Genomic DNA, 12421 nt, shown 5'->3' on the forward strand with positions numbered 1-12421 from the left:
AAAAACGCCCTATAAGGACGTATAATACGCGGTACCACCTTAATTCATATAAACATAAGTCTACATGCACTCAACCTCTTTAACGCAGAAGTCACGCCTTTAAGGAGCTCCAAGGTGTATTCCTCAATATTGTATCAATGATTTTCACCAGCCATCATCTCTCTAGCATACAATTCTTTGAGTACTCTGTCTTTTCATCGCTTTATTTAGTTGTTTCACGAGCTGTGTATACATAACTCAACTCTGTTTCTCTATTATAACCGTCTTTTTCGCCTTCTTGCAACATTTTTGTCATAATTCGCATCGATACAGCACCTAAGTCATAATCCGGAATCTTAAATCCAGAAATCTGAGGTCTTGCCATAGCGTTATATTTGCTGTCAAGAACACAAACCAATTCCATATCTTCTGGAATCTTAATACCTAGTTCTTTTGCAGTATTTAATACAGCCATTGCTTGTGAATCACGGTAAGTAACAATTAAATCATGTTTGTTTGTCTTAAAATATTCTTTTAAATATTCATAAGAAGAACGATATTCCTTAGGAATTTTCACAAAATTCTTAAATGTTTCTCCATGATCCTTATATACTCTTTGTAAACCATGTTGTAATTGCTCAATCATTGCCGGATTTTTTCTATCCTCAATTAAAGCAATATCTTTTTTTCCTGCATCATAATAACGAGTTGCATAATCATAGATTAATGTTTCATAATCAACATATACAGAACAGATATTATTATCAGAAATACGATTTCCAATTACTACAATTGGAACATCGTAGTTTGTAAGAGTCGTAATTTCGTCCTTGTCCAATTTATCATTGAAGATAACAACTCCATCAACACGTGATTTAATTATTGTTTCAATAATATCACTTGTTGCTGAGATACCTTCGGTTGTCGTATGTAACACCATGTTATAGTTATAAATTTTAGCTACATCGATAAGTCCATTGATAATCTGACCAGTATAGAAAAAACTCGCTTCTGGAATTACAAAAGCAATCGTTGTTGTCTTTTGTAAAGCTAATCCTTGCGCAATTGCATTTGGTTTATAACCAAGTTTTTCAATTGCTTCCTGCACTTTCATCCTTGTATCTTCACGTACAACCTCCGAGCCATTGATTACTCGCGAGACAGTAGCTAATGATACACTTGCTTCCTTTGCTACATCATATATAGTAATTCTTTTCATACACCACTACTCCTTGTCTTGTTTTGAACCAAATAGGCTCTTTAATCCATCATGTGCCTTATCAGCAAGATCAAGGGTTACTCTTTTTGCTGTTTGAATACCATCCTGCACATTATCACTATGTACAAAATCATCAACTTTCTTCCCTACATTTTGGACTGTTTCATTTTCAGATATGGAAGTAACTATCGAATCAAACGTACGATTAATACTGTCAATCACATCTTGTACTCGATCATCATCTCTAAAATCTTTCAAAGCCTTCTTTGTTCTTTCAAATAATGTATCTGCCTTTTCCTTTGCTGAATCAAATGCTTCTTCCGCTTCTTCACTTGATTTCGCATCATTCACAAATTTCTTTGTGTTAGAAAAAATACGATCTAATTCGTTAGAAAGATTATCAACAATCTGTTTTTTACGATCATGATCCTTCGTTTCATTCTCAAGTTTTATAACTTCAAATTTTGTGGATTCTTCGAAATCATCAAAATCATTCTTTTTCATCTTCCACAACCTCCTCTACAATAATCGTACTACCACTATTGTTTTCTTTCTTTTTTTGCATCTTCTCTACAACTGTATCCAACCCATCTTTTGCGATGTTGATACCTTTTCCAATTGCTCCTTTTGAAGCATTGTGAACTTTATCAATTGTATTCGATAAATCTTCTACTGTTTCAAGAGGCTTATCTAATTTTCTGATTTGTTCATTTGTAGTTTCCAAAGTTTCCTTTAAACTTTTCATAGCATCTATAAGGCCTTTGAAAAAAACAATCAGAAAAATTAACAGGATAAGTCCTGCTACTGGCAACAGTTTATAAGACACTTGGCTTAGTAATTCAATTAATTGATCGCTTCCCATATTTCCACCTCTTTCATTATTTTAACTTAATTTGAAAGCATTTTCAATGATTTTGAAAATCTTTCAAATGATCTTTCAATTTGTAAATATCTTTACTACTCATAAACAAGTAAACAGCTGGTCCTTCGGCTGAAAGATTTTCAATATCTTCCTCTTTCATATTACAGATTTTAGAGCCATCCACACGTTTTATTAAGTCATTGATATCAATATCAATCCCCTCTTCCTTCTTTGCATTTTCAGGGAATGGACATAAATATACTGCATCTGCATCTTTAAATGCATCATTAAACATATCAATAAAATAGTGAATCCTTGAAAACCGATCCGGTTGAAAAATAGCAACTACTTTCTTATTTGGATATTTTTGTTTTGCTGCTTCAATTGTAAGTTTGATTGCAGTAGGATGATGAGCATAATCATCAATATATACATTATCCCCTACCTCTTCCACATTAAAGCGACGATCGACTCCTTCAAATGTAGCCAATCCATCCTGCAGGGTTTCAGGATCCATATCATTCATAATTCCAATTGTTATAACTCCAAGTGCATTATAAAGCAAGTGGATTCCATAAAATGGAAGTTTAAAATCATAGAATTTTTCACCTTTGTACACGCAAGTAAAGGATACACCTTTTTCATCTTCGATAATGTTTGTTGCATATACATCATTATTATCGTTTACTCCATAAAACAAGTGTGGAGTCTCAATTGTAAGTTTTCTTGTATTTTCTTCATCACCGAAAATCGCCAATCCTTTTTTAATGTTTTTTGTAAACTGTGAAAATGCCAACAAATAATCATCCATTGATTTATAATAATCAACATGATCCAGTTCCACATTCAAAATGATAGCATAGTCTGGATGATACGCTAAGAAACGGCGCTGGTACTCACATGCTTCTAAAATGAAAGTTTTAGAGCCTTTTGGCATTACACCTGTACCATCACCAATCAGATAACCAGTTGGTCGTGTTTGGGCAAAGACATGCGCAAGCATACCAGTTGTAGTTGTCTTCCCATGCGTTCCACTGACTGCAATTGAATGATACTTATCTACTAATGTTCCTAAAAACTCTGCATAGGTAAATGTAGATACGCTTGGATTATCTTTTGCAGCCTTCACTTCTTCATTGGTTTCATCAAATGAACTACCAATGATAACAGTCATTCCATCTTTTATATTGTCTTTATTAAAAGCGAAAAAAGGAATCTGATGTTCCTCTAATTTCTTTTGGGTAAAAATATATTTTTCAATATCAGATCCACTTACTTCTTCCCCACAGTCATGTAAAATGAGAGCCAGAGAAGCCATCCCGGATCCTTTGATTCCAATAAAATAATACATATAATTCCTCTTACTTACTAAAATGGTAAGTCATCTTTTTCTTCTTCATCATCAAAAGAGTCTTCTACTGGTTCACTCTCTTTGATTTCTCTTAACGGTGCATTGTCACCAAATAAAGAGAATTGAATCATTTCCTCTTCCTCATCTTCTTGGTTTGAAACAATCTGATCCAAACTGATGTTTTCCATTTCTTCATCTTCTACATCAACTACCTCATGAATTGGTGCAGTTGTTTCTTGTGCTTGTTCCAATTTGTCACCAGCCAGTTCTGTTTGTGCTTTGTTTGCTTGTTCTTCTAATTCATCAACACCATAATATGGCGAAATAACCGTAGAAAATGGATCCTTCACCTTTTTAGGACGTGTCGTCTGAACCTTAGTGCTTTCACTATCTTTTTTCATTTCATCTTCCTTCAATCCACTGATTGGAGAAATTACCTGAGGTATTTCAAAATCTTTACGTTCGATCGGTTGAAGACGTTTTTCAACTTTCTTTTCAGTTACTGGAACATCAACTTTAATATCGATTGTTGATGATTCTGTACGTTTTGGTTGAGTAGGTCTTTCGACTTCTCTTTCCTTTTTTACTTCAGTAACCGGTTGGCGACGTTCTGGTTGCTTTTGTTGTTTTGGTTGTTGCTGTGGAGGATTTTTTTGTAGTTTTGGTTCTTCCTCAACTTCCTCTACATATTCCTCAATTTCTTCTTCTGTAAACAGAAGTTTCTTAATTTTATCAATTATAATCATATTATTTCACCCTTTCGAAAAATGGTTTACCAATTTGGTAGTCATCCTTTAATACTAATATACCCTTTTTCTTTTCTTCAATCAATCCTAATTCATATTCACTGGCTAACATTCCTGAAGATTTCACTCCTCTAAGTTTACCATTTTTTATCAATTGACCATTAGGTAAAACAGCATTTTCAAGACACACAACAACTTTTTGTCCTTGTGCTACATTATGAGCACCACAAACAATTTGTAATATATCATCACCAATATCAACCTGACAAACATGAAGGTGATCAGAATCAGGATGTTCCTTACATTCTTTCACTTCACCAACTACTATATAATCCTTAAAGTCGTGAATCAGTTCTTCTTGAAAGACACGATTCAATTCTTTATTAATTGTACGTAATAAATCAAATGTCATTGGCTGATATCCATCTTTATCAGTTTTGAAATCCTTTAGTTCAATATTGTAACCAACGATTTCATTATCTTTATCCAATAATTTAGTAACATTTTCTTGTTTCTCAATCGATGCAACATCACGTTCATGCAATACTACATATAATACGTCAGGAAATGACTGTCTGTTGTAGAATGCACGTACAATCATGCAATACCTCCCAAGAAATCATCAATTTCCGCTTCCGTTTTTCTTAACTTAGAAACAAATCTAGAAACTTCTTTTCCATCTTTTACTGCAACAAATGATGGAATACCCATAATTTGCATACCAATTGCTAAATCAATAAATTGATCACGATCCACATAAATGAATTTATAATCTTTGTATTTATCAATTAATTTTGGCATAAAAGGTTTGATGTATACACAATCCGGACACCAGTTAGCACTGAATACAAAGATTGTGACTCCATCCTTTTTATACTGTTCTTCAAATTCTTCAACTGAAGTTAGTTGATCCATTAATTCTTTCATGTTACGCTCTCCTTTTCCAGATAGCACGATAAATGGGACCTAGTTCCATAAACTTGCTTTCATATTCTGTAATAACATCTTCATCATGTTGTTCACTGCGAAAATCCAAATCAATCTCAATTAACTCAAATCCATTGTTTTGAAATTCTATAATTGAATACTCAAACAACTTACGATTATCTGTTTTCATTCGGATTTCGCCATCCTCTTTTAAAATATCCAAATACTTCTTAATAAAACGTTCATTCGATAATCGACGTTTAGAAGTTCTTCGTTTCGGCCATGGATCAGAGAAATTAAGATGAATCACATCAATTTCACCATCAGCAAACCATTCATCAATTACTGATGCATCACCATAGATAAACTTTACATTTTCTCTTGTTTCTTCTACTTTGCGAAGTGATAAGGCACAGGCACTTTCATTCTTTTCGACACCAATCCATCCACTCTCTGGATAGAGAGCAGCCATACCAATCCAGTAATCACCTTTCCCACTTCCTATTTCTACATGAATTCGTTCTCGATTTAAGAAAGAACTCCATTTTCCTTTATATTCATTTGGGTTCATGATTACATCTTCACTTTTTTCGATGTATTCCTTTGCCCACTTTAATCTTCTCATCCTCATTAATGAAACCTACTTTGCCAAGTCTTGAGCAGCCTTTGCATAAATTGCAACAGCCTTCATCAAACTTTCAATTTTGACACCTTCATCCTTTTCGTGTGGTCCACCTACAAAGAAACTTGTTTCTTCGTGTTGCGGAAATTCAGGACCAAAGGCTACAAAGTTATCAAACTTACGTGCATAGGTTCCTCCACCAATTGTTTTATTTGGTGTTGTATAATCACCAGAATACTCACGATAGCTTTGTTCAAGTGTTTTTACCAGTTTTGAATCAGGATCCACAAATAATGGAACTGAATCATCAGCTGATACCATTTCAATCTTCACAGTAGAAGCAGCTAGTGCATCCTTCATTTTTGCGATTAGTGCATCACCATCTGTAATGTTTGGATAACGAATATCAATTGTTACTGTTGTTTCACCATTGTTAACTTCTACAATTCCAGTATTCATTGTAAGGAAGCCCATGTATCCACCTTCCATATCAATTCCAAATCCACTACCTTTCCAGTCATCTAAAAGAACTGATAACTGTTGTGCCAACTTATCATCATAGGTTGCACCTACAAAGTTTAAAACATGAACGGCAGCATTAATTCCATTGTATGCCATTGCAGCATGGAAATACTTACCTTCAATTTCAATTGTATCACTATCATCATTATGGTAAATTTCACCTTTCAAATGATTCACTTTTAAATAATATTTAAATAAATCAATATCTTCCTGACTCATCTTAGGTAACTCAGCTGCAGCTTTTCCAATAACAATATTTGGACGTTCTCCTGCCTTCATACTTTTAATTACAGTTGGCTCTTTACTAGAAATCACAACACCTAAATGTCCCTTTTCCCCATAAATAACTGGGAAATCTGCATCTGGTGTAAATCCAGCTGTAGGAATTTCACCATGCTCTTTGTAATAATCCATACAGCGCATTCCCGTTTCTTCATTTGTTCCTAAAATAAGAATAAGTTTTTTATCTAACTTTGTCCCATTATCTTTTAATAACTTCATTGCGTAGAATGCAGCCATTGTTGGACCTTTGTCATCTAATACTCCACGTCCAAAAATATAACCATCATGAATTTGCATATCTGTTGCTTCTTTACTCCATCCTTCACCAAATGGTACAACATCTAAATGTCCTAACATCCCAATACTTTCACTGCCTTCGCCATATACAATGGCACCAGCATATCCATCATAGTCAATTACTTCAAAACCTGCTTCACGTCCTAAGTTCAGCATATAATCCAATGCTTCACGAACATCCACACCAAAAGGCGCACCTTCTGTGGCTGTATCAAAATTTTCTAACGAAGGAATTGCAATTAATCCCTTTAAATCACTAAGAAATTGTTCTTCATATTGTTTTACTTGTTCTAAGAAATTCATAATTTCACCTCGTTCTACATTTTAGCATATTTCCTATCTTTTATAAACCATTATGTTATAGGAGAATGTACGATATATTCTACATTATTTACTAATCTGTCTTTTGTTTCTTCTCTAAGTTTACACTCTCTAAAAGAAAAGAGCCACCAATTTGATGACTCTTCTATCTACAGATTATTTTTCTTCTGTTTTTTCTGCTTTCTTTTCTTCTTCTTTTGCAGGTTTAGTTTCTTCTTTTTTAGGTCTTTCAATTAGTGCTTTCGCAGAAACATTTACTCTTCCACGATCATCAATTTCCATAACCTTAACTTTAACGATATCACCAATTTTTAGAACATCTTCAACTTTTTCAACACGTTCGTGTTTGATTTTTGATACATGTAGTAAACCATCTACTGCACCAAATAAGTTAACAAATGCACCGAATTTTTCAATTCTAACTACTTTAGCATCGTAGATATCTCCAACTTTAGCTTCCTTAACAATATCTGCAATCATCTTAGCAGCTGTGTCAATCGCTTCTTGGTTGTAGTGATAGATAATTACTTGTCCATCATCTTCGATATCAATCTTCACATCATCACTAGCTTCAATGATTTGGTTAATCATCTTTCCACCAGGTCCGATTACGTCTTTGATCTTATCTACATTAATATGCATGATATGTGTTTTAGGAGCATATTGTGATACTTCATCACGAGGTTCACTAATTGCACCCATCATATTTTCAAGAATGTGAGCACGAGCAACACTTGCTTGAGCTAACGCTTCTTCAAAAATTTCTTTTGTAATACCATTTACTTTGATATCCATTTGAAGTGCTGTAATACCTTTTGATGTTCCAGCAACTTTAAAGTCCATATCACCGAAGTGATCTTCCATTCCTTGAATATCAGTTAGTACTGTATAGTTATCATCTTCATCCATGATTAGTCCCATTGCAATACCAGCAACTGGTGCCTTAATCGGAACCCCTGCAGCCATTAGTGACATTGTACCCGCACAGATGGAAGCTTGTGAAGAAGAACCATTTGATTCTAATACTTCAGCAACCACACGAATTGCGTATGGGAATTCTTCAACGCTTGGAAGAACTTGAGCAAGTGCACGTTCACCTAACGCACCATGACCAATTTCACGACGTCCTGGAGCACCCATTCTTCCTGTTTCACCAACTGAATATGGTGGGAAGTTATAATGATGCATGAAACGTTTTCTATCAACGTCTGTTAAGTCATCAATAATTTGTTCATCATTCATTGGGCCAAGTGTTGTTACACTAAGAACTTGTGTTTCACCTCTAGTGAATACTGCACTACCATGAACTCTAGGTAGTAAATCGATTTGTGAGTCCAATGCACGAACTTCATCGATTTTACGTCCATCAGGACGGATTTTATCTTCAATGATTAAGCGTCGAACTTCATCAGCTTCAATGCTGTGACAAATTTGTTTTGCCTGCTTACCAGCACGCTCTTTCTCTTTATCATTTTCGTATTCTTTTTCTTCAATCATTGCTACAGCAGCATCTGTTAGTTCATCAATTTTTCCATAACGTTCCAACTTCTTTTCAATTGATACTGCTTCACGAATAGCAGCTTCATAGTTTTCTCTAACTAATGCATCAATAGATTCTTCAACTGTATACAATGCAATTTCACGTTTTTCTTTCCCAACTTTAGCAACAATTGTTTCTTGGAATTCAACCAATTTCTTGATTGCTTCATGTCCAAACATAATTGCACCAAGCATTTCTTCTTCGCTAACTTCTTTCGCACCTGACTCAACCATGTTCACTGCATACTTTGTACCAGCTACAGCAAGGTCAATAAGCGACTTCTCAGCTTGTTCTGGAGTTGGGTTAATCACATACTCACCATCGATATAACCGACGTTCACACCTGCAATAGGTCCGTTAAACGGAATATCTGATACTGATAACGCTAATGATGCACCCATCATTGCTGTCATTTCTGGAGTACAATCTGTGTCAACTGATAATACAGTGTTCACAACTTGAACTTCATTACGGAATCCATCCGCAAATAATGGTCGAATTGGACGGTCAATCATACGTGCAGTTAATGTAGCACGTTCTGAAGGACGACCTTCACGACGCAGGAATCCACCAGGAATCTTTCCTGCTGAATACAATTTTTCCTCATATAATACAGTTAACGGGAAAAAATCCAAATCTAATTTTGCTTGAGAACTTGCAGTTGCAGTTGATAAAACTACTGTGTCTTCATAACGAACCAATACTGATCCACCTGCTTGTTTTGCTAATTCTCCTGTTTCTACTACGATCCCCCGACCGTAGAAATCTAAACGAAATACCTCTTTCGCCATATTATTTTCACCTCTTTTTTCATTCTTAGTTATAATACCACAATTTACAACCAAACAAAACAAAAAGAAGAAGAACGTTTAAATATTCTTCTCCCTAATATTCCTTATATTTGATTGATTGTAATCCAATACACTTCAACAACATTTCCATCTTCGTGCAAGAACTCTTTTTCAAATTCTCCACCACATGCAAGGATTGTCTTTTTTGATGCAATATTATCCTTGTCACAAGAAAGCATAATCTTACGCTCATTTGTATGTAAACGATAATATTCCAACGCATGTTTCAGCATTTCTTTTGCATAGCCACGACCTCTCCTGCTTGGAGTAACACAATAACCAACATGCCCTCCATATGAACGCAGAAAATCATTCAGATAGTTTCGCATATTGATAATACCTACAATTCCATCTTCATCAAACGCAACCGCAGTAGCTGCATCTACCCAACCTTCCTGAACCGTATCTTTACTTCTACAACTGTGCTCAAATGCAAGCCAGTCTTCTACACTCATCTGATCCAGCATTACTGCACCATTGATAGTAATTTCATTATTTTTTATATGCTCATCTTTTAACTGTTGAATATCTTTCAATATTTCTATTGAAGGTTCAACAAAATATAATTTTCCCATAACTAATCCCCCATACTTATAAAAAAAGTTACGATGAACGTAACTTTTCCGATTATTTTCTTAAACCTAATCTTTGAATCAAACTTTGGTAACGGTTCAAATCTTTATTTCTAAGATATTTTAGAAGATTACGACGTTTCCCTACCATTTGCATCAATCCACGTTGTGAATGATAATCATGTTTGTGTTCTTTCATGTGTTCAGTCAAACGGTTAATTTGTTCAGTTAATACAGCAACTTGTACTTCTGGAGAACCTGTATCTCCTTCTTGTGTTGCATATTCTTTCATGATTGCTTGTTTTTCAGCTTTTAATAACATAAATGTTTCCTCCTATTTATCATGACATTCTATTCCAAGTCATTGGTTGAGGTATCCAAACAACCTAGAGTAAAACCTTTTTGATAATAGCACGTTTATGCTTACAAAGTCAACAACAATCGTTTTATTTCGCATTAGCTATAATTGCTTCAGCAGCCTCTATTGCTGTATTCACTGGAATCGCAAAACCTAATCCTTCAATTTCACTACCACTGCTCTTTGCATTCACAACTCCAATCAATTCTCCATCCATGTTGAATAATCCACCACCAGAGTTTCCTGGGTTGATTGCAGCACTTGTTTGAAGTAAGTCCATCTTCACACCATCGATTGTGATTTCACGTGATGTTGAACTAATAATACCTTCTGTAACCGTACCACCTAATTCGCCTAATGGATTACCAATTGCAATTACATCTTCACCTTCCACTAGTGCATCACTATCACCAATGGTTGCTGCAGTTAAGTTTTTTGCATCAATTCTCAATACTGCAATATCATTTTCTGCATCTCCGCCAATGTAAGTAGCTTCATACTCTGTACCATCTGTTAATGTAACATAAATCGTTGTTGCTCCATCAACTACATGGTAGTTTGTGATAATATATCCATTTTTACTTATAATAACACCACTACCTGCTCCTTCACTAACATAGTTACCATAGAAACGATCGCGAGTCATTGTTTCTGTTTTTATTTCGACTACACTTTCTTTACATTTTGCTGATACCTCTGTTAAGTCAGTTTCAGCCTTTGTTGTCGTGTTTGTTTTAGTTAATTCTAGAGTATCACTGTCTGAAGATCCACCAAGAGAACCATTAGATAATGACATTCCTAAGTATCCCCCTGTAAATGCTACAGCAAATATTGAAAAATAAAGTATAAGCGTTGCTAGTATACCATTTCTTTTTTTCATAAAATTACCTCCTGACACTATTATTGTATTTTTATGTGAAGTCTGTATGAAAAACACTAGAATATTGTGAAAAAAAGCATATAATGATTTTAGAGGTGATATATGATGAAAATAGCTTGGATTGGTACTGGAGTAATGGGAAAAGCAATGATTGCTCATTTAATTGATGCAGGACATGAGTTACATGTTTATAATCGTACGGTTGCAAAGATGGATGATATTCCTACGCCGTATAAATATACATCGATTAAAGATTGTGTAAAGGAATGTGATATTGTATTCACAATGGTGGGATATCCAAAAGATGTAGAAGAAGTTTACTTTAATGATGGAATATTGGATTATGCTAAGAAAGGCGCAATTTTAGTTGATATGACTACATCATCCCCAGACCTGGCAATCAAAATAGCAAAACACAGTAATGATTTCGAAGTATTGGATGCACCTGTTTCTGGTGGTGATACTGGTGCAAAGAATGCCACTTTATCAATTATGGTAGGAGGTAACAAAGATACCTTTGATAAAATGAATGATATCTTTTCACTATTAGGAAACAATGTCAACTATATTGGCTCACACGGTCTAGGACAACACTGTAAGATGTGTAATCAGATAGCTGTTGCTGGGGCAACTGCTGCCATGAGTGAAGCACTGGTATATATGGATGCTTATGATTTAGATGCTGATACTGTATTAAAAGCAATTGGTAGTGGTGCCGCACAAAGTTGGCAGTTAAACAATATGGCTCCACGTGTTTTAAATAACGATCTTGACCCTGGATTCTTTATTAAACATTTCACGAAAGATATGCGAATTGCGAAAAGTGAAATTGAAAAAACTGGAGTTCACTTAAAAATGCTAGATAGTGTCTATAATATGTATGATGAACTTGAACAGAATGGTTTTGGTGATTATGGTACCCAGGCACTAATTAAATACTATAAGAAATAAGCATCCTTTGTGGATGTTTATTTTTTCATTTATCCAACTCTTTTTTCGCCATGAAAATCAATTCTGCCAAAACATGATTGAAATATGCCATTCATATTGCGAACACTATCTTTAAATGCTATGATGTAGATAATTTATTTA

14 protein-coding genes and 1 other annotated feature are annotated in these 12421 nt (G+C 34.7%); of the genes, 1 reads left to right on the plus strand and 13 read right to left on the minus strand.

Translation table 11 applies throughout. The features are described from left to right. Positions 1-10 precede the first annotated feature (10 nt). Positions 11-207 (minus strand) — a binding site (T-box leader). The 13 genes from J2S15_RS17955 to J2S15_RS18015 all read right to left on the minus strand — a co-directional run bounded on the left by J2S15_RS17955 (position 203) and on the right by J2S15_RS18015 (position 11329). Then, the gene (locus tag J2S15_RS17955; RefSeq protein WP_307411021.1) at positions 203-1198 is read right to left on the minus strand and encodes a LacI family DNA-binding transcriptional regulator; all 996 of its coding nucleotides are present in this window, start codon (positions 1196-1198) and stop codon (positions 203-205) included. (Overlaps the previous feature by 5 nt.) A gap of 6 nt (positions 1199-1204) precedes the next feature. Beyond that, entirely contained in the window at positions 1205-1702 is a 498-nt protein-coding gene (locus tag J2S15_RS17960; RefSeq protein ID WP_307411024.1) for a hypothetical protein, read from the minus strand. Further along, on the minus strand, positions 1689-2060 hold the full coding sequence (locus J2S15_RS17965; protein WP_307411026.1) for a hypothetical protein: 372 nt from the start codon (positions 2058-2060) through the stop codon (positions 1689-1691). Before J2S15_RS17965 ends, J2S15_RS17960 begins: the two co-directional genes overlap by 14 nt. A 43-nt stretch (positions 2061-2103) precedes the next feature. Next, entirely contained in the window at positions 2104-3411 is a 1308-nt protein-coding gene (gene murC / locus J2S15_RS17970; RefSeq protein WP_307411029.1) for a UDP-N-acetylmuramate--L-alanine ligase, read from the minus strand. A gap of 17 nt (positions 3412-3428) precedes the next feature. Then, complete coding sequence (locus J2S15_RS17975; RefSeq protein ID WP_307411031.1) at positions 3429-4157, minus strand: hypothetical protein; 729 nt, start codon at positions 4155-4157, stop codon at positions 3429-3431. 1 nt (position 4158) lies between these two features. Next, on the minus strand, positions 4159-4758 hold the full coding sequence (gene ytpR / locus J2S15_RS17980; RefSeq protein ID WP_307411034.1) for a YtpR family tRNA-binding protein: 600 nt from the start codon (positions 4756-4758) through the stop codon (positions 4159-4161). Next, positions 4755-5084, minus strand: coding sequence for a thioredoxin family protein (locus J2S15_RS17985; protein WP_307411037.1), 330 nt, complete (start codon positions 5082-5084; stop codon positions 4755-4757). The genes ytpR and J2S15_RS17985 overlap by 4 nt, the downstream gene beginning before the upstream one ends. Before the next feature lies 1 nt (position 5085). Beyond that, positions 5086-5709, minus strand: coding sequence for a tRNA (guanosine(46)-N7)-methyltransferase TrmB (trmB, locus tag J2S15_RS17990; RefSeq protein WP_442319974.1), 624 nt, complete (start codon positions 5707-5709; stop codon positions 5086-5088). A gap of 15 nt (positions 5710-5724) precedes the next feature. Next, a complete protein-coding gene (gene pepV / locus J2S15_RS17995; protein WP_307411043.1) occupies positions 5725-7110 on the minus strand; it encodes a dipeptidase PepV in 1386 nt (461 codons plus the stop codon). Between the two features lie 174 nt (positions 7111-7284). Next, positions 7285-9459, minus strand: coding sequence for a polyribonucleotide nucleotidyltransferase (gene pnp, locus J2S15_RS18000; protein ID WP_307411046.1), 2175 nt, complete (start codon positions 9457-9459; stop codon positions 7285-7287). A 104-nt stretch (positions 9460-9563) separates the two neighbouring features. After that, positions 9564-10094, minus strand: a complete 531-nt coding sequence (locus J2S15_RS18005; RefSeq protein WP_307411050.1) for a GNAT family N-acetyltransferase — start codon at positions 10092-10094, stop codon at positions 9564-9566. Between the two features lie 52 nt (positions 10095-10146). Continuing rightward, positions 10147-10413, minus strand: a complete 267-nt coding sequence (gene rpsO / locus J2S15_RS18010; RefSeq protein ID WP_307411053.1) for a 30S ribosomal protein S15 — start codon at positions 10411-10413, stop codon at positions 10147-10149. Positions 10414-10537: 124 nt separating this feature from the next. After that, positions 10538-11329 carry a S1C family serine protease gene (locus J2S15_RS18015; RefSeq protein ID WP_307411055.1) on the minus strand — a complete coding sequence of 264 codons (792 nt, stop codon included), beginning with the start codon at positions 11327-11329 and terminating at the stop codon, positions 10538-10540. 102 nt (positions 11330-11431) lie between these two features. Between J2S15_RS18015 and J2S15_RS18020 the strand changes: the two genes are divergently transcribed. Beyond that, positions 11432-12280 carry an NAD(P)-dependent oxidoreductase gene (locus J2S15_RS18020; RefSeq protein WP_442319975.1) on the plus strand — a complete coding sequence of 283 codons (849 nt, stop codon included), beginning with the start codon at positions 11432-11434 and terminating at the stop codon, positions 12278-12280. Positions 12281-12421: the final 141 nt, after the last annotated feature.

Source organism: Breznakia pachnodae (assembly GCF_030814225.1).
In the GTDB taxonomy this organism is placed as follows: domain Bacteria; phylum Bacillota_I; class Bacilli_A; order Erysipelotrichales; family Erysipelotrichaceae; genus Breznakia; species Breznakia pachnodae.